Raw genomic sequence first — 26,403 nt, forward strand, 5'->3', positions numbered from 1 at the left:
TTAAGCAATTAAATTATACAGTATTCCGGTTATTATGGCAATGCCAAAACTAATTAGAGTTCCTATCAAAATGTATTCGGTAAGTTGTCTGTCTTTAGATTCTCTTAAGTCTCCAAATCTAAAAACCGACTTAGCTGTAATTAAAAACCCAACAGCTTCCCAATGCCCTAATACAATGAAAATGAACACTAAAACGCGTTCTAAAATACCAATATATTTGCCAGCATCTTCTAATGACTCATTATTTTTAGTGAGTTCGGAAAGATTCCACTTTAAAAAAATGATTTTCATAATTATAGATACTGGAATTGTTAAAAATAGCAAACAAGTTATGAGTAATAAAACGTCTTCTGTAATGATGAATTTTAGGTTGAAGGATTCATCTGAAAAAATATAATAGCAAATGGTTATGACTATTATGTGACACAGCTGATCAATAAAGAACAGTAGTCGTTTTGTTTTTTTCTTTTGAATGATAAGTTTTAATGCATCAATAATTAAGTGGGAAGTACCTACTATTAATACAATGCCCCATAAGGATGTATCCCAAAGAATTAAAGCAGTAACAATAATGTGGAGCAGTACATGAATATATAGCTTACTTGATTTTAGTTTTTTCTTTTCTTTTTCTTTTACCCATTTTGCTGGCTGAAGAAAAAAATCAGCAATAATATGTGCCAAGAATAGTTTTAAGAATAAGATCATAGTTTGTTGATTTTTTGTCTGTACATCAAATCTAACTCCATTATTTCATTTAAATGTGCTCGTTTTTGTCTAGTACTTACTGCGTTTTGATTAATTCCAATCATTTTCCCTAGTTCGCTTTGTAGGGCATTAGGATATTCTATGCTAAGTTTAACTATTTCAGCAGTATTAACTGTCCAACTATCCATAGCTATAAGAGCTAATTTAAAATATAGGTTGAGCTCTTCATTAAGTTTGAAATCATTAGTTTTGATGCGTAAATTTTGCTTTTCTTTTATAAGAGTTTCTAATGTTTCTCCGGAAAACACAAAAGCCTCTCCGTTAGATTCACTAACATTCTCGCCTTCATATGATTTATCACCAATACCTATTGCTAATCGTACATCTAGTCCTTTGGATTTCATAGATGCTTTTATATAAACTGCACTTATAAAACTAAGGTGTTTGTCTGGAATTTCTAATTGAAAACTATCTCCTTGATGGAGCCTCCAAGAAAATCTATTTGTGCTCAAATAAGACAATGTTTCTTTTAAGCCATCTAGCCAGATTTTTGGAAATTCATGAACTGTAGATTTAATGATGTCACCCGTAATTACACTTGTTATCATTTTATCACGTTTTTATATGATAAACAAATATATCACGTTTTTATATGATAAACAAATATATCACGTTTTTGTGTGATAAAATTATTCTTCTTCAGCGCGTTTAATAATAGCTTCAGGAAGTGATTTTTTGGCTTTTGCTCCCATTTTTTTAAGCTTTTCAACACTTGTGATGAGGTTTCCGCGTCCTTCAACTAATTTATTCATGGCAGATAAATAATCAGTTTTAGCCGCGTCTATCTTTTTGCCAACGCCAGTTAAATCTGTAACTAAACCTTCAAATTTGTCATACAGTGCACCAGCTTGTCGTGCTATTTCCAAGGCATTACGTTGCTGTTTTTCATTATTCCACATGGTGTCTATGGTGCGTAACGTTGCAAGTAGAGTAGAAGGAGTAACTATAACAATGTTCTTGTCAAAAGCTTTATTGTAAATAGCGTTGTCTTCATTAACCACTATTGCAAATGCAGGTTCAATAGGAATAAACATGAGTACAAAATCTGGTGATTCTATATCATATAAATCTTGATAATTCTTTGCAGATAGTTGCTCTACATGTTTTTTAATGGAGTTCACATGTGCTTTTAAGAATTGTGGTTTATCATCATCGTCAGCATTTACTAAACGTTCGTAATCTGTTAAAGATACCTTAGAGTCAATTATCATTTTTTTACCATCGGGCAAATGCAAAACAACATCAGGCATTACACGAGAGTTGTCATCACGTGTAAAATTTTGTTGTACAAAATATTCACGATCTTTTTCTAAACCAGATTTTTCAAGTACACGTTCTAAAACTAGCTCGCCCCAATTTCCTTGCATTTTACTATCGCCTTTAAGCGCTCGAGTTAAATTGGTTGCTTCTTTCGTCATTTGCTGGTTGAGGTCTTTTAAGCCTAAAAGTTGTTCTTTTAATGCTGAATGCATACTAATGCTTTCCTTTTGAGAGGCTTCCACTTTTTTCTCAAAACCTTGAATTTTCTCCTGAAGTGGATTTAGGATATTTTTGATGTTCTCCTTGTTCTGCTCAGTGAATTTATTCGATTTTTCTTCAAGAATTTTATTGGCTAGAAGTTCAAAGTCTTTACGCAATTGCTCCTGACGCTCTTCTAACTCTTTATCACGCTTAAGGTTTAATTGATGTAGATTCTCATATTCGGTATTCTTTTGAACCAATTCTAAGTTTAAAGCTTCGCGTTCATCACGAAATTGATTGCGCTCACTTTCTAAACCTTCAATAGTAGATTTTAAATCTGAAATTGTTTTATTAAGTTGACTTTGACGTTCTTCTAAAGCACTTTGTTCGCCTTTACTTTTAAGCTTTGTAAATAGTATGCCTAAATAGGCACCAACTCCTGCAGAAATTAATATGGCAAGAATAAGAATTAAACTGTCGTTCATTTAAAATAATAGTTTACTCAAAGATAAATTTTTTATGAGGAAATCATTAATCTAAACTTATTTTATATAATAAAAAAAACTATAGAATGGAGGTTTCAATTTTGGTGTCTGCTTCGTTCCAAGCTTTATCATATTCTGCTTTTATTTCTTTTGCTTCTTGAATTTTATCTTGTGCTATAAGACTTTTATACAACCCCATTAAAGACCAACCATTTTGCCTAAGGTCTTCTAAGTCTTCTTTATATATTTTTTCGGCTTCATCAAATTGTTTAGCCAGCATTAAGGCGGCACCCAAATTTTGCCTTGGCGGAATATGCCACGCGGAAGGTTCGTTATAAATTAAACTATCTTCAATCTCTACTGCTTTAGTTAAATGTGATATTGCCGAATCTAAATCCCCTTTTAAAATATCAATTTCACCAGCTACAATTTCATAAGCTAATTCACTAATTGTTTTTCCGTTATCAAAACCAGTGGCTACTATAGTTTCCATATCGGGGTCTTTTACAAATTTTTCTAAGGCATCAAGTTCTTCTTTGGCTTCTTTTAAATTGCTTTTTCTGCAAAAGGCAATTCCTCTAGCATAATGCCAAATAAGTTTTAAGTGTTTAATATCATCATTAGGTTTTGGATAGGTTAAAATGTCATTCCATTTACCAAATCTGGTATATGCCAATAATGGAGTAGAGGCAAAATTTTGAAGAAAATGAAGTTCTTTCATTTCTCCAACCGGAACTTTTTCAGCAGTTTTTTTAGCCGCTTCTATAGCCGTTTTACTATCACCGAGTAAGCTGGAAGCAGACCATAAAAAATGAATGTTATGCGGGTAGTAGCCTAACGGATACATACCTTGGGAGTAACATTGCGAGATATAATCTTCATCTGCTAAAATGGCTTTTTGATTTGATATTACGGCATCTTTATACCGGCCAACTCTTATATAAATATGCGATGGCATATGCACCAAATGACCAGCTGCAGGCATTAAAGTTCCCAGCTTATCGGCTGAGGGAACACCCAAATCTGGTTTTGGTAGTTCTACCATATGAATATAATAATGATGGGCTCCTGGGTGTTCAGAATTTGTTTTAATAGCTTTTTCCAAAGCTGCCTTGGCTTCTTTAATATTTGGTTGTGGATTCCCATCTTCATTCCAATAATTCCACGGTGTTGTGTTCATAACTGAAGCTGCATATAGAGTTTGTATATCCGCATCTTCGGGGTATTTAGTAACCACTTTTTCCATAGCCTCCGTATATTCAGAGTTTAATATGGCCACATCTGTTGAGTCTTTAGAGTATCTATGAGATAGCGCCTGAATTAAATGACGTTCTTTTGTTGTAGCATTACTTAGAAAATTATTCGCCTTCTTAATGGCTTCGTTACATTTTGCTTTCCTTTCGTCATCTGGAAAAGGGTCATTAATATTTGGTCCAAGTACATAAGCTTGCCCCCAATATGCCATAGCTAAATTTGGGTCAAGCCTAGATGCTTCCATAAAAGCTCTATGAGCCTCGGCATGATTAAAAGCATATGTTAAGCGCAAACCCTGATTAAAAAACTTTTGAGCCATCTCATTTTCTGTACTCACTTTATAACTATGAGTGCCTATATTTTCAAACAAGGGTGCAATTTGTTTTGTGGTATCAATATCTGTTAAAAGGAATTTAGTTGGTGTACAGCTTACTGCTTTAGAACCAATTCTTTTAGGGTATTCAAACTTATCTTTGTCATTTAAAACTAACATAACAATTGCAAGAGTTACCAAGGAAAATAGTAAAAGACTTAATTTAGTTTTCATAATAAAGGTTGTTATATTTAATACTATCTGTTGCCTTAAAAAGGTAAGAGCGCTGTAAAACTTTACAGTAAAGATATATTTAATATAGGCAAATGCCTTTGACTATTTAGTCATAGCATTGTAGTATTAATGCAAATTTGCTCTTTGAATGATTATAAATCCTTCGTTTTGGAATTTACAAGGGGAAATAAATTTTCTACTTTTTCACTCTAAAACTTCCAGAGTTTTCATCAAAAGTAATTAAATCTTTAGGGAATAAATTTTGAAAAGTGCCCTTTGAAATTAGATTACATGGTTGGTCTGAAACTACATTGTCTTCAGTCATTACAACCAATTTATCACACAACTGAATAGCTAAATCTATTTCATGTGATGAAAATAAAATTGTCTTTTTGGTATCTTTTGCAAGCTGTTGTAGTAACTTTAAAATATAAGCTTTGTGATACATATCTAGATGTGTTGTTGGTTCATCTAGAATAATTAAATCTGTATCCTGAGCCAAAGCACGAGCAATCATTACTTTTTGGAGTTGACCATCACTTAATTCAAAACACTTTTTGTTTTTAAGGTCTTCAATGTTTATTTGAAATATTGCTTTATTAATTATTTGAATATCACTTTCAGATAAATTCCCAAGCCAATTGGTATAAGGTTGTCTGCCTAGGGCTACTAATTCAAAAACTGTGAAATTTTTTGATGGCAAAGATTCGGTTAGGACTAAGCTTAAGGATTTCGCCAAATCAAGGTTTGTATAAGTGTTTAAATCTTTTTCATTTATAAAGATGTTACCACTTAATTTTGATTGAACACTGGTAAGTGTTCTTAGAAGTGTAGATTTACCTATGCCATTAGCTCCAATTAACCCAATTAATTCACCCTTATGTAATTCAATATTGATATTAGAGGCAATAATATTTTCCTCCTTCTTAGAGCTATAACCAATGGTTAGGTTTTCAGTTTTTAAAACGATATGTTTTTCTTCCTTTGTCATCAAAACATCATTTTTCGTTTTCTAACTAATAACCAAATTACTATTGGTGCTCCTATAAGCGATGTTATAGCATTGATGGGTAGCGTATATTCACTATTTGGTAACTGCGCAATACTGTCACATACCAATATGATGATGGCTCCAAACAAAAATACAGCAGGTAACAATACCTTGTGGTTTGAGGTGTTAAAAACCTGTCTTGTAATATGCGGAATGGCTAGTCCTATAAACGCAATAGGACCAGCAAATGCTGTAATACTTCCTGCCAATAAACTGGTTGCAATAATTATGAGCAAGCGACTTTGTTTGATGTTAATGCCCAAACTTTTGGCATAATTTTCACCAAGAAGTAAAGAATTAAGAGTTTTAATTGAAATAACACTAAGCAATAACCCAAGAATATATAATGCTGCTAAAACCAAAATTTCATCCCAAGAAAGATTGCCTAAACTCCCAAAACCCCAAAAGAAGAATTGCTGTAATTCTTCGGCTGAACTAAAATAGGAGAGTACATTTACAGCCGCGGCAGATATACTGGCAAACATGAGGCCAATTATTAAAATAGCCATGGTGTCCCTTACTTTTGAAGAGACAATTAAAACGGTTAGCAAGACTAAAAAACTACCTAATGTGGCCGCAATTACAATGCTCCATTTAGAGGCTAAAATACCAAGTAAAACCCCTCCAAAGATAGATGCCCCCATAATTACTATGGCTACTCCTAAACTTGCCCCAGATGTAATACCCAATACAAAAGGACCTGCAAGAGGGTTTCTGAATAAAGTTTGCATTAATAATCCAGATATTCCCAATCCAGAACCTACAATAATGGCTGTAATAGCTTTTGGTAGTCTGTAATCCATAATAATATGTTGCCAAGAAATATTGTCTTGGGTGCCTATAAAACTATCAAGTATGGCTTTGGTGGGTATTGAAATGGAACCTAAACTTATGTTTGCAATAAAAACCATTATTAGTAAAAGGACTAATAATAAAAATGAAACGATATATGGTTGCTTTTTCTGCAATTAATCTAGGCGTTTATAGAAAAAAGATTCATAGTTAGGTAGTAACTCAGGATGTGCAATATTAATAATATCTTTTAAAATAATATCTGGTCTTAAGGGACCTAGTTCGTAGAAAAGTATGCCACTATTGGAAGTGTCTTGTTTTGTGTATGAGTATATGCTATTGTTTTTATAGGCTTCAAAATAGGTATAGCCTTTATGTTGGGCTTTCATTTGTTCTTTATTTTGAAAAGCCCCAGCACCAATCCATAATTTGGCATTCCGTCCTTTTTCTAAAACATTTTCAAAGTTAAGTTGCAAACTTCCGTTAGATTTATTGTTTTTCCAAAGATAGTCAGTATTGGCGTCTTCGAGATATTTAGCTATAAAGCTCTTACCTCCAGGGATATTCCAAACATCTTTAAACATAGAACCGGAAAGAACAATTGGCTTTTCTTCAGATTTTAAAGCCATTTCTTTTGCCTTTGTATAGTTGATTTCAATGCTTTTAAAAATACTGTCGGCTTCTTTTTCTTTATCAAAAAAAGCTCCAATAAATTTAATCCATTCAGCACGGCCCAAAGGATGCTGCTCTGTCCAAGCACCATCTAATACAACAGGGATTTTAAATTTTTCAATCTGATTTAAAACTTTATTATTTCCGTTAACAGAGAACCCAATTACCAGTTCAGGCTGCAAATCCAAAAGTAGTTCCATGTTAATATCTAAATTGTTATTCAAATCTTTAATAAAACCATTGTCAATTCTTTCTTTGGTTCGTTTTGAAGAGATGAATTTAGTGTTGGGAAATCCAACTAACCTATCATCAACAGATAAATATTCTAAAGCAGGAATATTTGTAGTAGACATAGCAACAACCTTTTCTATGGGTGTTTTAATAATGATGTTGTTTTTAATTTGTGATGGTATCTTCTTGCCCTTTTTAACCAAATAATAATGGAATGTTTCTTTGCTGTCTGGCCAAGGGGAAATCACTTTAATTTCTTTATAGCTTTCAAAATTTGTAATGGTGAATCCTTTGGCGTACTTGATTTCAAAAGGAGTGGTGTTTTTTAGAGGAATAGAATTATCAATGCCTTTATCCTTCTTACAAGAGAAGAAAAGCATGCAATTGATAATGCACAAGATTAAAAAACGCATAAGTTAAAATTGAGCATCAAAGGTCATTATTTTTTTTGTAATACCGTACACTTAAGTTTACTTTTGAGCGATTAATATAAATCTGTGATGAATTTTTTATGTTCTTGGAGTGGTGGTAAGGATAGTACTTATGCATTTTTTAAAGCCATGAAATTAGGGTATAAACCTAAGGTACTTTTGAATGTGATGAATGAATTAGGAGAAAGGTCTCGTTCTCATGGAATTCCTAAAGGCATATTACAAGCTCAATCCAAATCTATAGGATTGCCAATTCATTTTTTTAGCAGTTCATGGGGCGATTATGAAACCAATTATATAAAACACCTGAAAGAAATAGCAAGGCAATACCCCATAACTCATACGGTTTTTGGAGATATAGATATTGAGTTTCATAGGGAATGGGAGGAAAAAGTATCAAAAGCGGCCAATCTTAAGGCTGTATTGCCATTGTGGCAAGGAAACAGAAGAGAGTTGGTTTTAGAGATGATTGATGTGGGCATAGAGGCTATAATTGTATCTTGCAATGAGGTATTGGGACCTAGGTTTTTAGGCAAAATCATTACGAAGGAACTCGTAGAAGAACTCGAAAACATGGGAATTGATGCTTGTGGTGAAAATGGTGAGTTTCACACATTGGTGGTGAATGCCCCATTTTTTAAGTACAGATTGTGTGTTGAAATATTAGAAAATCAACAAAATGGAAATTACAATTTTGCTCTTTTAAAGTAGGTAGGTTAATTTCAAAACCTAAACAAATTCTTTCTCGTTTTTACTCTAAAATTTTATCCAAAATATAATTTAATTATAAAAATAGGTGCTACCTTTGCATCGAAATTTGGTTTAGCAAAATCGTTATATGAGCCCCAATAAAAGGGTAACGATGGAACTAATTAAAAGGGAATCTGGTGTAAATCCAGGACTGTTCCCGCAACTGTAAGCTATAAAGCTTCATGTTAAACTTCTTGTCACTGAAGAGACATCTTTGGGAAGACCAACATGAAGACGCAAGTCAGGAGACCTGCCATTTTCAAAACAAATAAGTTAAACTTTCGGGATAAAAGTTTGCGTATGATAATCCATGCGATTCTCGAGTAATTATTCATTAAAATGAACAAAAGAACAAATGTTTTTGGTATGCTTTGTATAGGTATATCAATGGTTGGTTTCTCACAACAAGAAATCGATTCAACAAAAGTGGAACAACTTGATGAAGTTGTTGTTTCAGATTCACGATTTAACTTAAAACGTGAAAACTCTGGTAAAACGGTTATTAAAATTTCAAAAAAAGAAATTGAAAACAATCAAGGAAGAACCGTTTCTGAGTTAATCAATTCCAAGAGTGGTATTGAAGTAAACGGTAGTAGAAGTGCTGCAGGGCAAAACTTAGGAAATTTTATAAGAGGTGGTAATAACCGTCAAGTTTTAGTTTTAATTGATGGTGTTCAAGTGAACGACCCTTCTATTGTTGCGAACGATTTTGATTTTCGCTTTTTAGATTTAAACACGGTTGAATCTATCGAAATTATAAAGGGTGCAGCTAGTACCCTTTACGGAAATGCAGCAGCAACGGCAGTAATTAATATTACTACCAAAAAAGCCTCAAAAGAAACTATTTCTGGGAGCTTTTTAACTGTTGTGGGCACAAATCAAACACAAGACGATTTAAATTATAATGGAGCTAATTTTACAAATAGTGCTTCTATAAGTGGAAGCATAAATAAGTTTAATTATGTTGCTGGTTTTGGTAATAGTTTTGCTGATGGTCTATCGGCTGCAAAGTCAGATAACCCTGAGAAAGATGCCTTTTCTAGATATAATATGAATTTGAAATTAGCATATCAATTTTCTGATAATTTTGAATTAACAACGTTTGCTAATCATGATAAGTTTAAAACAGATATTGATGGGTTTCCAGCACCAAATTATACGTTTGCTGATACTAATGATGAATACCATTCAAAACAAAGTAGGGTAGGCGTGTCTCCAAAACTTAGTTATAATAACGGAAGTTTTCAAATAAATGCTGCTTATACTAAAATTGATAGGGAAACCATTTCGGATTTTGGTTCTACAAATGAAGCTGAAAGTTATATTGTTGATGCCTTTAATAAATACACGTTTAATAATAAATTCTACACCATTTTAGGGTTGAATTATGGAGACTATAATAGTTTGTTTACAGAAGAGCAAAACTACTCATCAACAGACCCATATTTGAATATGGTTTATGTGTCTGACTATGGGTTTAATCTTAATATTGGAGGACGTTTAAATAATCATAGTGAGTATGGTTCTCAATTCGTTTATAATTTGAACCCTTCATATATACTATTAGTAAATGACGGTTATTTTAAAATATTAGGGTCTTACGCTACTTCATTTATTGCACCTAATTTGTCACAATTATTTGGTTATTATGGGGCAAACCCCGATTTAGAACCAGAAGAAAACAAAACCATAGAAGGTGGTTTTGAATTCACTAACAAAAAAGGTTTTAGATTTAGTGGGATCTATTACAACAGAAAAGAAGAAAATACAATTGTATATACTACAGGTTATGAAAATGCCACAACCGATGCCACCGTGCATGGATTTGAAGTTGAAACGCAAATTGATTTAGTAAAGGATTTAACTTTTGGTGCTAATTATACGTTTACAGAGTTGAAAGATGGTGTACGTTTAAGAATACCAAAGCATAAAGCAAATGCTAGCTTTGGCTATAGCTTTTGTGAGAGAACCTTCGCATCACTGAATTATCAGTTTGTGGGAAAACGAACAGATATGGATTTTTCAACATTTTCTAATGTTGATTTAGATGCTTTTTCATTGATTGATTTATACTTCAGCCAGAAACTGCTTGAAAACAAAGTGAAACTTTTTGCTAGTATAACTAACCTGTTTAATGAAGATTATTTTGAAATATTAGGTTATACAACTAAAGGAAGAAACGTGAATTTAGGATTACAATTGACTTTATAGTGAGAGAATAAGGTCAATTCTTTGGCTTTTTGCCAAAATTATTAAATGCCATCATACTGCTATTTGGTGGCATTTTTTATGGAATCAAATCACAATACCAAACGCCATATTTGTCACTATCACTTTTGCAAACTGAATCATCGGCATTGGGATTGTTATATTCCCTGTATACTTTTTCCCCAATTTTAAATTTGATAGGGTTTTTAAAAATGGGGCCATCAAAGCAAAAGGTGTGAAACTCACCATTTTCACCACATGGATCAACGCCTTCGGGTAGTTTATCAATAAAATATTTGTCAATCACGGTTCCTACAAAATCTTCATCAAAGTATTTAGAGTTTGCACAAACAATAATAGTTTTAAATCCTAAATCTACAAACTCATTAATCAGTTCTTTGGTATCTCGTTTCCAAATAGGAAACACTGCTTTAAAACCTTGTTTAGCTAATTGATTTTCTCTGTATTCTCTTAAGTCTTCAAGGAAAATATCACCAAAAGCAGCATGTGTAAAACCATCAGATTTTAATCTAGAGACGGTTTCGCTCATTTTTTGCTCATAAGTTTCCATATCTGGCATTTCAGGTAGCTCAATTAAACTTGCCTTTATATTAAGAGCATCTGTTTGAGCAATTAAAAGCTCTTTTCTTAAACCATGCATAGATACACGATTGTAATGACTATTAACTGTTGTAATTAATTCATTAACAGTATAGTTTTTTTCTTGTAATAAATGATAAAGTGCTAACGCGGAATCCTTACCAGAGCTCCAATTAAAGTAGGTTTTGTGTTTATTCAAAAATGAGTCTATTTGTAATGTGTTTAGGTATTTTTCTATCATCAATCAGTTTACCTTTAATAGAATTTATAGGTTCTAAATTATCTGACTCAATTGTGTTCTGGCCTTTTTGATTTATAAATTTCCCAGTTCCAGTAATATTTCCAATAGCCTCAGCTAAAAGAGGTTCATTTTCATCTCCTAGAATTCCAAGATTTGTTCTTGTTTCACCTAAGAATATATCCGGTTCCAACCCATCAAAAAAGTCAGTTTTATCATCAATATTAGCATATTTAAATATTAGTGGTTGAATTGCGTAGGTGTGATTTGGGTTTACGCCATCTTTAGTAAAATCGGGTGAATCATATAAAGTAAAAGAGCCTTGATATTTGCCACTTGTATTTGTTCCAATCTGAATTACATCAATATATGGCTTTAAACAATTGATAACTAGCTCACTTGCTGAAGCACTCCAAACGGTTGTTAAAGCATAAACTTTGTTGAGGTTAAGACTGTTTAAAGACATGCCATCTTCATTATTAATAAATTTGTCTATTAAAAAATCAGGATCTTGATCTTCAAATATGGTCTGTAGTTCATTATTAAAATATTTTTTGATTAGAACATCTCCAGTAAACTGCCCCGTAATTAAACTGGACATTAAAATAGCTTTAGAGTTAAACCCTCCTGAATTGTACCTTAAATCTAAAACTAATTCAGTAACTCCTGCACTTTTAAAAGTTGCAAATACATTATTTAACTCAGATGAACTGCCGTTAAAACCAGTATACATTAAATACCCAATTTTTTTACCACCTACATCAAGTACTTTATTTACATGGATTGGATTTTCTGTAAAGTCCTCTTTCGTTAATGATACACTTTCCCCTAGGGATGTTACAGAGTCGTCATCCAATTCCGGAGTACCATTAGTATTGTAGGTGCCTAAGTCTATACTATATGTTACAGAATCAAAAAGGGAATAGTTATTATCACTAGGTGAGTTATAATATAAATCAGAACCATTAACCGCATAAAAAATATCACCTCTTTTTAAACCTTGTATGTCAGCACTACTTCCTGGCAAAACATAAAGTACAATACCATATCTAACAGGATCAGTATCAGAACGTCTCATAATTGTAAACTGCATGCCGTTAGTAAGCGTTCTTCCGTTTAAAAGGGCTTCGTTTTCAAAGTAATTATCAGTTATCCAACTAAACCTGTCAAAAGTTTGACGTTCATAAATTAGACTTTCAAATAACTGTTCTGGAGATGAAAAATCATTTAAATAATCAGCATATTCAGCGTCACTTGTAAAGCGATCGTTTGCTAGATTAGAAACATTCTCTTTATAAAGGTAAAAGGTATTCATGCCTTTCCAAACAAAATCATTTATCTCACTAGCTTGAATAATATTATCATCATTATCCTCAAAACAACTAGTTAAAAGATAAGAAACTGCAAGGGTTATTATTAAGGCTTTATAAAATTTCATAGCTTTTTTTTTATATAAAGTTTAGTCTTTAAAACCCTAAATTTACTTACATTATTGTGTAATAAAAAATTTTTGTAACAAATAAGGAAGTAGTTCGTCGTAATATTAAATAACCAGAAAGAGCAATTTAAGCTAAACCAATCAAGAATGACTCAAACAGAGTTTTTAAATATTGTAATGCCATTTAAAGATAAAGTATTTCGTTTAGCTAAACGTTTACTAGTATCTACCGAAGAGGCTGAAGATGCAACTCAAGAAGTTCTGTTGAAATTGTGGAATAACAAAGCTAAAATAGAGGAGTATAAAAATGTTGAAGCTTTTTCTATGACAATGACCAAGAATTTTTGTTATGACAAGTTAAAGTCTAAACAAGCTCAAAATTTAAAAATTGTTCATAGTAATTACGAAGAAAAAAATACGCCTTTACAAAAGCAAATAGAATTAAATGATAGTGTAAGTTGGGTAGGACGAATTATTGAAGAATTGCCAGAACAGCAAAGAGTAATAATTCAATTGAGAGATATAGAAGAATATGATTATGATGAGATTGCAAAAATGCTTGATATGAATAATACAGCAGTACGTGTAACCTTATCAAGAGCAAGAAAAGCAATAAGAGAAAAATTAACTAAAACACACAATTATGGTGTTAGATAATATAGAGAAATTACTAAAAAAGTATGAGAACGGTGAAACCACTCTAAAAGAAGAGCAAGTGTTGAAAAACTATTTTTCCAGCGACACTGTAGCTCCGCATTTAGAAATGTATAAACCCATGTTTGACTATTTTTTGGTAAATCAACAAGAACAGTTTACTAAAGACGTTCCATTAAAAACTAAGAACATTTTTAATTATAAATGGATTTCTGTCGCTGCCGTAGCGGTTCTTATGATGGGATTTTACTTTAGTCCAATCATTGCTAATAGTGATTGCAATGATTTAGGCACATATTGTGAACCCGAACAAGCTCTAGAAGAAGTATCAAAACAACTAGCAATGATTTCAAATCATTTCAATAAAGGAACCCAAACTGTAGGGTACTTAAATGAAGTAGATAAAGGGACATCTGCATTGGGATACTTAAATGAAATAGAGAACACAACCAGTATTATTTTTAAGAATTAACAATTAAAAAACGAACAAAATGAAATCAATATTAAAATTAAATAAGGGAAGAATGAGTAAAAGATTAATAGTATTTGTAATGGCCATTATGTTAGTGCCATTAACAGGAATGGCACAAAAGAATATTTTTGAAAAATATAGTGATAGCCCTGATGTAACTTATGTAAACATTAAACCTAAAATGTTTCAAATGATTGCAAAAGTAGGTGTTGATACTAGTGACCCAGAAGCAAAAGCTTTTATGGATATGGTAAAGAGTATTACTAGTTTTAGAACTATAGTTACGGATAATAAGTCTATTTCTGCAGATATTTCAAAATGGGTTAAATCTCATTCAAGTTCTTTGGAAGAGTTAATGGAAGTTAAAGACGACGGAACTGAAGTGAAATTCTATGTTAAAGAAGGAAAAGATGAAGATCATGTAAAAGAGCTTTTAATATTTGTAAATGGAGTTGATAAAGCTATGAAAGGAAAAGGTGTTGAAATTAATGGTGAAACTAGAAATATTGAAACTGTTGTAGTATCATTTACAGGTGATATAGATTTAAATGAAATATCTAAATTGACTGAAAAAATGAATATTCCTGCCGGAGAGCATTTAAATAAGAAATAAAGACATCATTAATCATGCAACGAACAATCATATATATTTTATGCACCGTTTTTACCATAGCTTTTTTAGTAAGCTGTGGTGAAGGTGTTAGTTTACAACGTTATTTTGTAGATAATCAAGAAACCAAAAACTTTATCACCCAAGATATCCCTATTTCTATGGTTGAAATTGATAAATCCAATTTCACCGAAGAACAAAAAGAAGCTTACAATTCTGTAAAAAGGCTTAACTTTTTAGGGTATAAAACGTCGGAAACCGATTTAGAGACATATAATGCAGAATTGGCTAAGGTTAAAACTATTTTAAGTGATGATAAGTACAATGATTTAATGGATGTAAGTGATAGAGGAAGAAAAATCTCCGTTAAGTATATTGGAACAGATGAAGAAGCCGATGAAGTAATTGTTTTTGGAAGTGCCAAGGAAATGGGGTTTGCTGTTGTTCGGATTTTAGGTGATGATATGAACCCAGAAAAAATGGGTGTTTTATTGCATAGTTTGCAGAACGCCAATGTTGATGAAAATCAAATACAAGATATTATGAATTTCTTTAAATAAACTCATAATAGATTAAATGTTAATGAAAGGCTTGTCTATAATTTAGGCGAGCTTTTTTTATTCTTCTAACTCTTCTTCCTTTTTCTCAAAAGATCTAGTAGCAACTAGATTAAGAATTATAGCCAGAAAAATAATAGTGAGTAAGGTTAAAATGACAAAATTATCTAATATATCTAACACCCCAGCAATAAAAATACCACCAGCCATAATGCCACATAATATTAAGGATTGTTTGTCGGTTAGCATATATAAATTTTAGATTCCTGTATAGTTGCTAGGTGTAATACGCTTCAACTCTGTTTTTATTGTTTCAGATACCTCTAAGGTATCAATAAAATTAGAAATAGAATCCTGATTAATTTTTTCATTGGTTCTTGTAAGCCCTTTTAAAGCTTCATAAGGATTAGGGTATGCTTCTCTTCTTAAAATAGTTTGAATAGCTTCAGCAACTACAGCCCAATTATTTTCTAAATCTTGAGCAAACTTATCTTTGTTTAGTAAAAGTTTGTTTAACCCTTTTAAAGTGGCTTTAAAACCAATGATAGTGTGTCCAAACGGAACGCCAACATTACGTAAAACAGTACTATCTGTTAAGTCACGCTGTAATCTTGAAATTGGTAATTTAGCAGATAAGTGTTCGAAAATGGCATTTGCAATCCCTAGGTTTCCTTCACTATTTTCAAAATCTATTGGATTTACTTTATGTGGCATAGCAGAACTACCAACCTCACCCTTTTTAATTTTTTGTTTGAAATAATCCATAGAAACATAAGTCCAAACATCCCGGTCCAAATCAATTAAAATGGTGTTAATACGCTTAAGGGTGTCAAACAAAGCAGCCATATGGTCATAATGCTCAATTTGAGTAGTTGGGAAAGAGTGGTGTAATCCTAATTTTTCCTGCACAAAAGAATCACCAAAAGCTTTCCAGTCAATATCTGGATATGCTACATGGTGCGCATTAAAATTTCCAGTTGCACCACCAAATTTAGCGGCACTTGGTATGTCATTTAATAAATTAAATTGTTCTTCTAAACGCGTAACAAAAACAGCTATCTCTTTTCCTAAACGCGTAGGAGATGCTGGCTGGCCGTGAGTTCTTGCCAACATTGGTATTTCAGCCCAATCTTGAGTTAATTCCTTTAGTTTATTTAAAACTGTGAAGTATTCGGGAACATAAACTTCATTCATTGCTTCCTTAACACTTAAAGGAACAGCAGTGTTGTTAATATCTTGAGAGGTTAGCCCAAAGTGGATAAACTCTTTATATTGGGATAAACCTAAAGCATCAAATTTTTCTTTTATAAAATATTCAACCGCTTTAACATCATGATTGGTAACACTTTCAATGTCTTTTATTGCTAAGGCATCTTCAGACGAAAAATCTTTGTAAATATTCCTAAGCTTATTAAACAGTGAGCTGTCAATATCTGTAAGTTGCGGTAAAGGCAATTCACAAAGCGCAATAAAATATTCTATTTCAACTAAAACACGATATTTAATTAATGCTTCTTCTGAGAAAAAAGGAGCTAATTCATTGACTTTACTTCTATAGCGACCATCTATTGGAGAGATGGCATTTAATACAGATAATGACATATTTAATGTAAAATTTAAGAAGTTGCAAAGATAAGTTTTTTAGACATATAATTGAAGCATGAAGCCCGAAGTTTAACCTAAAAAATTATAAGTGGTTTATGTTTTTTTAGCGTTTACCGTTTTTGTTTATCTTTTTTAGAATTTGTCTTGCTCGAGCCTTAAAGGCAGCACTTTGCTCAGAGAAGTCCCTTTCAAGAATTGTAATTAACTCAGGGTAGATCCAATCATACTCCTTACCAAAAATAAAAAGTGTAGACATACTGTACGCCTTAGGTGCAACTTTTTCATCATTAATCATATAATCAAAACAAGCTTCAATGATCCGCTCCTTATGAATTGGGGTCAGAACTTCTTTGATTTTATTTTCAGTTTTAGAGGTATAAGCTTTTGCTATAAGTTCACATACTTTTGCCACTGGTCTAACTGCAGAGTCTAAATGAACTTTGTGCATTTGTTCGGTAAATTTATCTAAATGCGGAATTATAGTTTCAATATTATCCGTACACATAAACTCAAACACCCAGGCAGCACGGGCTGAAATTTTGTCATTTACCTTAAATAAAATCTCTAATAATTTAGAAATTAAATCAGGGTTTCCAATAACCAAATTAGCATAATAGGTGCGTTTTTCACGTGAGTGATTGACGTAATTTAATTCGTTGTATAGTTGCTCAGTGGTCACAAGGAAATTTATTACTTTTAAAAAGTAAATTTATAAGAAATATTTCAAAATGAAGATATTAAAAAAAGCACTATTGTTTCTCCTAATAGTATTTGTAATTGCTCAATTTTTTAGACCAGAAAAAAATCAAGGAGATATTACGACTATTGAACCTTTTTTAGTAGAAACTAATCCTCCTGAAGATGTGAAACTCATTTTAAAAGAAGCTTGTTTTGACTGTCATAGTGATGTTACTAGGTACCCCTGGTATAATAATATTACACCTGTAAATTTTTGGTTAAAAGGGCATATAGATCATGGAAAAAAGCACTTCAATGTATCTAAATGGGAAGGAAATTCTATAAAACGGAAGGATCACAAATTAGAGGAACTTATTGAAATGGTTGAGGATAAAAGCATGCCTTTGAACTCATATACATGGACGCACTCTGACGCTAAGTTAACAGATTCTCAGATTGAATCTGTTATTGATTGGGCTCATAAAGTTCGTTTATTTTATGATTTCAAACCTAAACCAGAATAGGCTTGTACCATATGCATAAAAAGTTATTGATTATAGGTTTTGTATGGCCAGAACCCACAAGTTCTGCGGCTGGTTACAGGATGATGCAGTTAATTGAAACTTTTCAATTAAAAGATTATCAAATTACTTTTGCCAGTGCTTGCGCTAAATCTGAAAATGCTTTTAACCTAAAAAGTATTGGTGTTCTACAAGTGCCAATTGAGTTAAACAAGTCCAGTTTTGAAGTTTTTGTAAAAGCATTAAATCCAGATGTTGTTTTATTTGACCGATTTATGACCGAAGAACAATTTGGTTGGCGCGTTTCAGAACAGTGCCCTGAAGCTATTAAAATATTAGATACCGAAGATTTGCATTGTTTAAGAAGAGGTAGACAGCAAGCTTTTAAGGATAGGGTTAAATTTGATAAGGCTTACTTGTTCAATGATACTGCCAAAAGGGAAATAGCTTGTATTTATAGATGTGATTTAAGTTTGATTATTTCTGAAGTTGAAATGGAAATACTTAAAAATGATTTTAAAATAGATGAATCACTTTTAATGTATTTACCTTTTATGCTAGAGGAAGTGCAAAAGAAAACAATGAGTAATTTACCGAAATTTGAAGACCGTCAACATTTTGTAACTATTGGAAATTTTTTACATGAACCTAACTATTATGCCGCTTTACACTTAAAGCAGAATATTTGGCCATTAATAAAGAAGGAGTTGCCTAAGGCAATAATGCATATTTATGGTGCCTATGCGTCGTTAAAGGTTAATCAGCTTCATAATTCAAAAGAAGGGTTTATAATTAATGGGTTTGCAGAAAGTGCTAGCACTGTTTTAAGGCAATCCAGAATTTGTTTAGCTCCTTTACAGTTTGGGGCTGGCCTAAAAGGTAAGTTAATTGATGCCATGAAGAATGGAACGCCGGCTGTTACAACCACAATTGGAGCAGAAGGTATGTTTGGAAATATTGAGCCCAACGGGTTTATTGAAGATAATGCCGAAGCATTTTCGGAAAAAGCTATTAAGCTTTATAAAAACGAAAGTCTTTGGGAAGAAAAGCAGTATAACGGTTTTCAGGTTTTAAATACTAGATTCAATAAAGAACAATTTCAGCAATTATTTTTGGAACGAATAAGACTAATAAAAGACCAACTTAAAGATAGACGACTGGAAAACTTCACAGGTCAAATGCTTCACCATCATGTGCTTCAAAGCACCAAATTTATGAGTAAATGGATTGAAGCAAAGAATAAATCAAACCTTTAATCTATCATAATCTAGTTTATTCCTTTTTTGTTTTATTTTAGGGCTTCCAAAAAAATGATTTTGAAAAAAGTTTTAAGTGTTATCATATCAACGTTTTGTCTATTAATCTTTGGTCAAAGTTGGTCACAAGTTAATGTACCTCCAAATATACAGGCTACAGGAGATCAAAATTATTGCCCTTTAAGTCAAATTAATGTGGTTTCAACTTTTGATATTATTGATCCGGATGATACTGAGATTGAAGCCTTATATATTCAAATATCCACAGGTTATGTTAATGGAGAGGATTCTCTGGTGTTAACTGGAATTCACCCTAATGTCGTTAGTTCGTGGGATAATTTGGAAGGAAAATTATCATTATCAGGAGTAGGTGGTGTAAATGTAAGTTATACTGATTTAATTACTGCAGTTTATGATGTGGTATATCAAAGTAGTTCTGCAAGTGTTTCAGGAGATAAGTTTTTTTCGTTTACTGTAGGAGATGCCAATTATTTACCATCAACTGGTCATTATTATGAATATGTGCCAGATGTCGGAATTACATGGACCGCTGCAAAAACTGATGCCGCTGCAAGAACTTATTTCGGTTTACAGGGCTATTTGGCAACAATAACTTCTGCTGAAGAAGCACAATTATCTGGTGAGCAAGCAGCAGGTGCGGGTTGGATTGGAGGAAGTGATGCTAATTCTGAAGGCGTTTGGCAATGGGAAACAGGGCCCGAAGCGGGAACTGTTTTTTGGAATGGAGGTATAAATGGTACAACACCGAATTATGCTAATTGGAACACAAATGAACCCAATGATTGCTGTAGTGGTATAAATGGAGAAGAGAATTACGCTCATGTTACAGCTCCGAACATTGGAACACCAGGGTCTTGGAATGATCTACCTAATACTGGTGATGCTAGCCCTTCAAGTCCTTATCACCCACAAGGTTATGTTGTTGAATATGGAGATTTGATTCCTGGAGATCTTGATAATTTAAACATTTCTGCTAGTACTAAAATAACAACACCCTCAATAACTAATACATTTAATGCTGAAATATGTGGTCAAGGTAGTATGACTTTGGAAGCTACCGCTTCTAACGGAATGGTGGTTTGGTTTGATGCTTTAACAGGAGGGAATCAGGTACATACCGGAACAATATTTACAACCCCAGTTTTAACAGTTAATACTAGTTATTATGTATTGGCATCTGTTAATGGGTGTTTAGAAGGAGAAAGAACTCAAGTTACAGCAACTGTTAAACCGATTCCAACTATAACATCTGTAACTGATGAATTGGTTTGTAACCAAGGATCTGCAACGTTAATAGCTACTTCTTCTGCTGGAGTCATCAATTGGTATAACGTTTCAACAGGAGGAATTGCTATTGCAACAGGGACGTCTTTTACAACCCCAGTTTTAACGGCCACAACTATTTATTATGTTGATGCCACAGAATTTGGCTGTACCACAACTACAAGAACACCGGTAACGTTAACAGTTCAACATACACCAGCTCCAACAGGTAATTCACCACAAACTTTTTGTGATATAGATAATGCTACTGTAGGTGATTTAAGGGTAACAGGAACTGATATTTTGTGGTATGCTACTAATACAGATACTACACTGCTAAGCTCAACAGATTTGTTAACTAATGGAACTTACTACGCTACTCAAACCGAAAATACTTGTGAGAGTACGTCAAGATTAGCTATAGATGTTACTATTTTTGAAACCATTGTGCCTTTAGCAGCTATAGATATTCCTGTGTTAGAAACTTGTGATGATGACTTGGATGGAGATTATACTAATGGAGTTACTGAGTTTGATTTAACAAGTCAAGAGTCTATTTTATTAAACGGTATGTCTAGTGCAGATTTTAACTTTACATATTTTACTGATATAGGTTATAGCAATCTAATTGCTAACCCGCTAACTTTTCAAAACACAATATCAGGAGGTCAGACTATTTATGTTAGAATGTCTAATAATGCAGATTCCGGCTGTTTTACAGACACGTCTTTTAATATTCAAGTTAATCCGTTACCTAATGTTTTGGCCTCAAAAGTGTTTAAAAATTGTGATGAAGACGGAACCCCCGACGGCTTTACAGATTTTAATTTAAATGAAGTCAATTCTATTATTACAAGCGAAGATATGACAGTTGTAAACATTACTTTTTATTTATCTCCTCTTGATGCAGAACAAGATGTTAACCAAGTAAATGCGTCTCCTTTTAATAATCAAACGGCGAATACTGTTTATGCTAGAGTAGAATTTGCAAATACCGGATGCTATCGGGTGTCAACTATTAATTTAGAAGTGTCAACAACGTCGTTTCCGTTAGGTTATATTCATGAGTTAGAAATATGTGATACCGATGCTATTATTGATGGTATTGCTGAATTTGATTTAACGTCCGCTTCCACTGTATTTATAAGTGTTTTTCCAACGGGACAGAATTTAAGTGTTCATTATTTTCATAATTTATCTGATGCCCAATTAGAACAGAATGAGATAACAAATGTTTCTAATTACGAAAACCAAACACCTTTTTCAGAAACTTTATTTGTTAGAGTTGAAAGTGATGACAACGGGGAATGTTTTGGAATTGGCCCTCATTTGCTGCTAACGGTTCATCCAAGACCAGAATTTCAGGTAGATCAAGACAATATTTTTTGTTTAAATGGCAGCCCAATTACATTGAGCACTTATAACCCTAATGGAAATTTGACCTATGAATGGATGGATGAAAATGGGGCTGTAATTGGAAATTCACCAACTGTTCAAGTAAATGAGGGCGGAGAGTACTCAGTAATAGCAACTTCCGTTTTTAATTGTGAATCTTTTCCTGAAACTTTTAAGGTGGTTGAATCTGGAATTTCAGATATTACTATTGAAGACGTTACGGTTGTAGACTTATCAGATAATAATACGATAACAATTGATACTACGGATATTGGTATTGGAGACTATGAATTTTCTTTAGATAATGAATTTGGTCCTTTTCAAGATAATCCATTTTTTGATCATGTTCATTCGGGAGATCGATTGTTATTTGTAAGAGATAAAAATGGTTGTGGAACTAAGGAATTGCCAGTATTTGTTTTAGGGTTCCCAAAATTTTTCACCCCAAATGGAGATACCTACAATGATACTTGGAATATTAGAGGATTAGGTAATGATTATACATCTAATTCTACAATTCGTATTTATGACAGATACGGCAAGTTGATAAAACAACTAATCCCTGGAGTTTCTGGTTGGAACGGAACATTTAATGGAGAAACTTTAAGTGGTGATGATTACTGGTTTGTAGCTAATTTAGTTGATACTTCCGGAAATTTAAAAATATATAAAGGCCATTTTAGTTTGGTAAGATAATGGAAATTGATTCATTTTAATATTATGAGTAATCAAAAGCTTTTATTTGATGAGGATAATCAGAAAGTGGTTTTTGATTTACCAGATGCCGAAATTGAACTTTCCAATAATTTTTTTTCAAATGAAGAATCTGATGAATTATTCAGAAGTTTAATAGATTCCATCAAATGGCAACAAGATCAAATTCAGTTTTATGGAAAAACTTTTAATGTTCCTAGGCTTTCCGCTTTATATGGTGATAAAAACAAACCGTATTCGTATTCTGGTATAACTATGTATCCACATGAGTGGACTCCAGATTTGTTACTTATCAAACAGCGAATCGAGGAGGTGGCAAAAGTTGAATTTTCAACCTGTTTACTAAATTATTATCGTGATGGAATGGATAGTAACGATTGGCATCAGGATAATGAAAAGGAACTAGGGCATAATCCCGTGATAGCTTCTATGTCGTTTGGAGAAACGCGTCCATTTCAGCTAAAACATCTACATAAACCAGATTTAAAAAAAATAGATATTCCACTTTCTCATGGTAGTTTTTTATTAATGCAGGGAAAAACTCAGCATTTTTGGAAACATAAAATTCCTAAAACAAAAAAGAAAATAAAGCCAAGAATAAACCTTACTTTTAGGATTATAAAGAATTAACCAAATTAACTATGAATTCATTCAAAAACCTGAAACAAATTAGCAGCGTATTGATTATTACAGTTTTACTTTTATGCTGTAATTCAGCTAAAGAAAATAAAGAACAGATAACTAATAAAAAACCAAATGTTGTCATTGTATTCATTGATGATATGGGTTATGGTGATGTTGGATGCTATGGTGCCACCGGATTTGAAACACCAAATTTAGACCAGATGGCAAGTAAAGGGATGCGTTTCACAAATTTTTATGCGGCGCAACCAGTTTGTAGTGCATCAAGAGCGGGCTTACTTACCGGTTGTTACCCAAACAGGATTGGTTTTTCTGGAGCACTTTTCCCACACCATAAAATTGGCTTAAGTCAAGATGAATGGACTATAGCCGAAATGTTTAAAGCACAAGATTATGCAACTGCTTGTTTTGGTAAATGGCATTTAGGTTGGCAAAAAGAGTTTCAGCCATTACAACATGGTTTTGATGAATATGTTGGTTTGCCATATTCTAATGATATGTGGCCACATAGTAATGTAACGGGTCACGAGCTACCAAAAGAAAAGGGAAGAGGGAAAATGCCACCATTACCATTGATAGAAGGAAATAATACCATTGATACCATAGCCAGTTTAAAAGACCAAGATAAGCTTACTACACTATACACAGAAAAGGCTGTCGACTTTATTAATAGGAATGCAGATAGTCCATTCTTTTTATATGTACCGCATACCATGGGACATATTCCTTTAGGTGTGTCAGATAATTTTAGAGGTAAAAGTGAACAGGGCTTTTATGGTGATGTGATGATGGAAATAGATTGGTCTGTTGGTGAAATCAATAAAGCTTTAGAGCAGAATAATATTGCTGATAATACCATTGTAATTTTTACAACTGATAATGGACCTTGGCTGAATTTTGGCAATCATGCGGGGTCTTCAGGCGGATTACGAGAAGGTAAAACCACCAGTTGGGAAGGAGGGCAGCGCGTTCCTTTTATTATTAATTGGCCAAATAATACACCTGAAGGTGTGGTATGTAACAAGTTGGCCTGTGCTGTTGATTTATTACCAACATTAGCTTCTATTACTGGTGGAGAGTTGTCAGATAACAAAATTGATGGTGTTGATATTACGTCACTTATTAAAGGTGATTTTAAGTCGAACCCCAGAGAAACTATTCTCTATTATTTTGGAAAAAATCATTTGAATGGAGTTCGAAAAGGCAATTGGAAATTAGTGTTACCTCATACCTGGGCTACATATGATACAGAACCAGGTAATGACGGTCATGGAGCAAAGCGCCCTAAAAAAACTATAGAATCACCTGAGCTTTATAATATGATGCGTGACCCAGGAGAGCAATACAATGTTTACGATTATTATCCAGATAAAGTTGGAGACCTAATGCTGGTTGTAGAACAAGCTAGAAAAGAATTGGGCGATTTAAACGTTGGAATTCCTCAGGGTACTGAAAATAGAGAAATTGGAAGATTGAAATAAATTATATAAAACAACAAATATTATGAATATTATGAGAGTAATTAGGGTTGTATTAATGGCCATTTTTATATGTCAATATACTTTCTCTCAAAAAAAACTAAGCAAGTATTTGTTATTGTTCATGGTTCTTTTGGAGGAGGTTGGGCATTTAAAACGGTGGATTCATTACTAACCGATTCTGGCAGTAAAGTTTATCTTCCAACACTTACAGGTCAAGGAGAACGTGTTCATTTAGCAGGTCTTAATGTTGGACTAGATACACATATAAATGATATTGTAAATACAATACTTTTTGAAGAGCTTAGAGATATTATACTGGTGGGGCATAGTTACGGTGGTATGGTTGTAATAGGAGTAGTAGATAAAGTTCCGGAGCGAATTTCTAAAATGGTTTATATTGATGCTTTTGTTCCTGAAAACAATGAAAGTGTCCGATCTATTAATGGAAATAGAAATACAAGTTTAGAGGTGGTAAATGGTCATGTTGTGCCGCCTTGGGTTACCAAAGGACAGGAACCGCCTAAAGATGTTCCACATCCTTTGAAAACTTGGACAGATAAAATAATTTTGAAAAGCGAAAAAAGGTTGGAAATACCAACATCATATATTTTAACGGTTGAAAAAGGAAAAGATCCTGAAAAAGATGCATTCGCTTCTCAAGCAAAAAGGGCTAAAGCTAAAGGATGGACGATGTTTCAACTTGAAGCAGATCATAATGCACAGTGGTCTGCACCTGAAGAGTTTGTTAAAATGTTGAAAGATATTGAGGCTAAATAGGTTTTACTAAAAATAAGTGTTAATCATCTGCTTTACCCCAATAGTAGCAGGTTTTGAAATAACAGTTACATTACCTTTATTGGACAAAGCAGGATTAGGGTCAACATAGAAAATAGGCGTACCTTCCTGTATATAGTGCATTAATCCGGCAGCAGGATATACTTGCATAGAAGTACCAATTATTACTAAAATATCAGCAGTTTCACATATGTTAATGGCTTTATTAATTAATGGTACATCTTCACCAAACCAAACTATATGCGGACGTAATTGATAGCCATTGGCACATAAATCGCCTAATATTAAATCTGTTTTCCATTCCTGAATGTCGCTTTCATCATATGAGCTTCTCACTTTTAAAAGTTCGCCATGTAAATGAAGCACATTAGTGCTACCGGCTCGTTCGTGTAAATCATCAACATTTTGGGTGACAATAGAAATTCTATAGTGTTTTTCAAGTTTAGCCAAATCAATGTGAGCACTATTTGGTTCAACTTCAAATAATTGTCGTCGTCTTTGATTATAAAAGTCTAAAACCAATTCAGGATTAGCCTCATAACCTTGAGGTGATGCTACTTCCATAACATCATGACCTTCCCAAAGTCCACCAGCTTCTCTAAAAGTTTTAACACCACTTTCTGAACTCATACCTGCACCTGTAAGAATTACAATGTGTTTTTGTTTATTCAATACTGCTTAAAATATTAACTGTTTTATAAATGAATAGCATATAATACAAATTTAGTATTTTTCATAAAAAATTTAGGTTTCAAATATCACAGAAAAAGGTCTGCAACAATTTGTTGCAGACCTTTTTCATTTATTTATTTTTTT

25 protein-coding genes and 1 riboswitch are annotated in these 26,403 nt (G+C 32.9%); of the genes, 12 read left to right on the plus strand and 13 right to left on the minus strand.

Going from position 1 to position 26,403, the window contains the following annotated elements:
- The 7 genes from FUA22_RS05535 to FUA22_RS05565 form a co-directional block, all read right to left on the minus strand.
- Entirely contained in the window at positions 1–705 is a 705-nt protein-coding gene (locus tag FUA22_RS05535; RefSeq protein ID WP_147766909.1) for a DUF3307 domain-containing protein, read from the minus strand.
- Positions 702–1,313 (minus strand): transcriptional regulator, encoded by a 612-nt coding sequence (locus FUA22_RS05540; protein WP_241664757.1) that lies wholly within the window; start codon positions 1,311–1,313, stop codon positions 702–704. Before FUA22_RS05540 ends, FUA22_RS05535 begins: the two co-directional genes overlap by 4 nt.
- Before the next feature lie 81 nt (positions 1,314–1,394).
- Positions 1,395–2,711, minus strand: coding sequence for a DNA recombination protein RmuC (gene rmuC, locus FUA22_RS05545; RefSeq protein ID WP_147766910.1), 1,317 nt, complete (start codon positions 2,709–2,711; stop codon positions 1,395–1,397).
- A 79-nt stretch (positions 2,712–2,790) separates the two neighbouring features.
- Entirely contained in the window at positions 2,791–4,512 is a 1,722-nt protein-coding gene (locus tag FUA22_RS05550) for a tetratricopeptide repeat protein (protein ID WP_147766911.1), read from the minus strand.
- A 196-nt stretch (positions 4,513–4,708) separates the two neighbouring features.
- A complete protein-coding gene (locus tag FUA22_RS05555; RefSeq protein ID WP_147766912.1) occupies positions 4,709–5,503 on the minus strand; it encodes an ABC transporter ATP-binding protein in 795 nt (264 codons plus the stop codon).
- Positions 5,503–6,531: a FecCD family ABC transporter permease gene (locus FUA22_RS05560; RefSeq protein WP_241664758.1), complete on the minus strand. Its 1,029-nt coding sequence runs from the start codon at positions 6,529–6,531 to the stop codon at positions 5,503–5,505. Before FUA22_RS05560 ends, FUA22_RS05555 begins: the two co-directional genes overlap by 1 nt.
- Entirely contained in the window at positions 6,532–7,671 is a 1,140-nt protein-coding gene (locus FUA22_RS05565; protein WP_147766913.1) for an ABC transporter substrate-binding protein, read from the minus strand.
- Between the two features lie 87 nt (positions 7,672–7,758).
- Between FUA22_RS05565 and FUA22_RS05570 the strand changes: the two genes are divergently transcribed.
- Both FUA22_RS05570 and FUA22_RS05575 read left to right on the plus strand, forming a co-directional pair.
- Positions 7,759–8,400 (plus strand): Dph6-related ATP pyrophosphatase, encoded by a 642-nt coding sequence (locus FUA22_RS05570; RefSeq protein ID WP_147766914.1) that lies wholly within the window; start codon positions 7,759–7,761, stop codon positions 8,398–8,400.
- A 126-nt stretch (positions 8,401–8,526) separates the two neighbouring features.
- Positions 8,527–8,711, plus strand: a riboswitch (cobalamin riboswitch).
- Between the two features lie 67 nt (positions 8,712–8,778).
- Positions 8,779–10,650, plus strand: a complete 1,872-nt coding sequence (locus FUA22_RS05575) for a TonB-dependent receptor plug domain-containing protein (RefSeq protein WP_147766915.1) — start codon at positions 8,779–8,781, stop codon at positions 10,648–10,650.
- 76 nt (positions 10,651–10,726) lie between these two features.
- On the opposite strand, the gene FUA22_RS05580 is transcribed toward FUA22_RS05575, so the two are convergent.
- Positions 10,727–11,446, minus strand: a complete 720-nt coding sequence (locus FUA22_RS05580) for a Dph6-related ATP pyrophosphatase (RefSeq protein ID WP_147766916.1) — start codon at positions 11,444–11,446, stop codon at positions 10,727–10,729.
- Positions 11,439–12,923, minus strand: coding sequence for a S41 family peptidase (locus tag FUA22_RS05585; RefSeq protein WP_147766917.1), 1,485 nt, complete (start codon positions 12,921–12,923; stop codon positions 11,439–11,441). The genes FUA22_RS05580 and FUA22_RS05585 overlap by 8 nt, the downstream gene beginning before the upstream one ends.
- A gap of 147 nt (positions 12,924–13,070) precedes the next feature.
- Between FUA22_RS05585 and FUA22_RS05590 the strand changes: the two genes are divergently transcribed.
- From FUA22_RS05590 to FUA22_RS05605, 4 genes are read left to right on the plus strand one after another with little or no spacing between them, the layout of a single operon-like run.
- Positions 13,071–13,580 (plus strand): RNA polymerase sigma factor, encoded by a 510-nt coding sequence (locus FUA22_RS05590; RefSeq protein ID WP_147766918.1) that lies wholly within the window; start codon positions 13,071–13,073, stop codon positions 13,578–13,580.
- Entirely contained in the window at positions 13,567–14,049 is a 483-nt protein-coding gene (locus FUA22_RS05595; protein WP_147766919.1) for a hypothetical protein, read from the plus strand. The genes FUA22_RS05590 and FUA22_RS05595 overlap by 14 nt, the downstream gene beginning before the upstream one ends.
- A gap of 19 nt (positions 14,050–14,068) precedes the next feature.
- Positions 14,069–14,662, plus strand: coding sequence for a DUF4252 domain-containing protein (locus FUA22_RS05600; protein WP_241664759.1), 594 nt, complete (start codon positions 14,069–14,071; stop codon positions 14,660–14,662).
- A gap of 14 nt (positions 14,663–14,676) precedes the next feature.
- Positions 14,677–15,219, plus strand: coding sequence for a DUF4252 domain-containing protein (locus FUA22_RS05605; protein WP_147766920.1), 543 nt, complete (start codon positions 14,677–14,679; stop codon positions 15,217–15,219).
- Between the two features lie 57 nt (positions 15,220–15,276).
- Here the strand turns inward: FUA22_RS05605 and FUA22_RS05610 are convergent, their stop codons facing one another.
- The 3 genes from FUA22_RS05610 to FUA22_RS05620 form a co-directional block, all read right to left on the minus strand.
- The gene (locus FUA22_RS05610; protein WP_147766921.1) at positions 15,277–15,465 is read right to left on the minus strand and encodes a hypothetical protein; all 189 of its coding nucleotides are present in this window, start codon (positions 15,463–15,465) and stop codon (positions 15,277–15,279) included.
- A 9-nt stretch (positions 15,466–15,474) separates the two neighbouring features.
- On the minus strand, positions 15,475–16,818 hold the full coding sequence (gene purB, locus FUA22_RS05615; protein ID WP_147766922.1) for an adenylosuccinate lyase: 1,344 nt from the start codon (positions 16,816–16,818) through the stop codon (positions 15,475–15,477).
- Between the two features lie 106 nt (positions 16,819–16,924).
- A complete protein-coding gene (locus tag FUA22_RS05620) occupies positions 16,925–17,500 on the minus strand; it encodes an adenylosuccinate lyase (protein WP_147766923.1) in 576 nt (191 codons plus the stop codon).
- 49 nt (positions 17,501–17,549) lie between these two features.
- Between FUA22_RS05620 and FUA22_RS05625 the strand changes: the two genes are divergently transcribed.
- The 6 genes from FUA22_RS05625 (at position 17,550) to FUA22_RS05650 (ending at position 25,569) form a co-directional block, all read left to right on the plus strand.
- The gene (locus FUA22_RS05625) at positions 17,550–18,023 is read left to right on the plus strand and encodes a heme-binding domain-containing protein (protein WP_147766924.1); all 474 of its coding nucleotides are present in this window, start codon (positions 17,550–17,552) and stop codon (positions 18,021–18,023) included.
- Between the two features lie 11 nt (positions 18,024–18,034).
- Positions 18,035–19,276 carry a glycosyltransferase gene (locus FUA22_RS05630; protein ID WP_147766925.1) on the plus strand — a complete coding sequence of 414 codons (1,242 nt, stop codon included), beginning with the start codon at positions 18,035–18,037 and terminating at the stop codon, positions 19,274–19,276.
- A 60-nt stretch (positions 19,277–19,336) separates the two neighbouring features.
- On the plus strand, positions 19,337–22,651 hold the full coding sequence (locus FUA22_RS05635; RefSeq protein ID WP_170309848.1) for an Ig-like domain-containing protein: 3,315 nt from the start codon (positions 19,337–19,339) through the stop codon (positions 22,649–22,651).
- Between the two features lie 24 nt (positions 22,652–22,675).
- The gene (locus FUA22_RS05640; RefSeq protein ID WP_147766927.1) at positions 22,676–23,299 is read left to right on the plus strand and encodes an alpha-ketoglutarate-dependent dioxygenase AlkB family protein; all 624 of its coding nucleotides are present in this window, start codon (positions 22,676–22,678) and stop codon (positions 23,297–23,299) included.
- 11 nt (positions 23,300–23,310) lie between these two features.
- Positions 23,311–24,792: a sulfatase family protein gene (locus FUA22_RS05645; protein WP_147766928.1), complete on the plus strand. Its 1,482-nt coding sequence runs from the start codon at positions 23,311–23,313 to the stop codon at positions 24,790–24,792.
- Between the two features lie 69 nt (positions 24,793–24,861).
- Complete coding sequence (locus FUA22_RS05650; protein WP_147766929.1) at positions 24,862–25,569, plus strand: alpha/beta fold hydrolase; 708 nt, start codon at positions 24,862–24,864, stop codon at positions 25,567–25,569.
- A gap of 6 nt (positions 25,570–25,575) precedes the next feature.
- On the opposite strand, the gene FUA22_RS05655 is transcribed toward FUA22_RS05650, so the two are convergent.
- A complete protein-coding gene (locus tag FUA22_RS05655) occupies positions 25,576–26,217 on the minus strand; it encodes an SIR2 family NAD-dependent protein deacylase (RefSeq protein WP_147767439.1) in 642 nt (213 codons plus the stop codon).
- Between the last annotated feature and the right edge of the window lie 186 nt (positions 26,218–26,403).

The organism is Seonamhaeicola maritimus, assembly GCF_008056315.1.
GTDB lineage: Bacteria > Bacteroidota > Bacteroidia > Flavobacteriales > Flavobacteriaceae > Seonamhaeicola > Seonamhaeicola maritimus.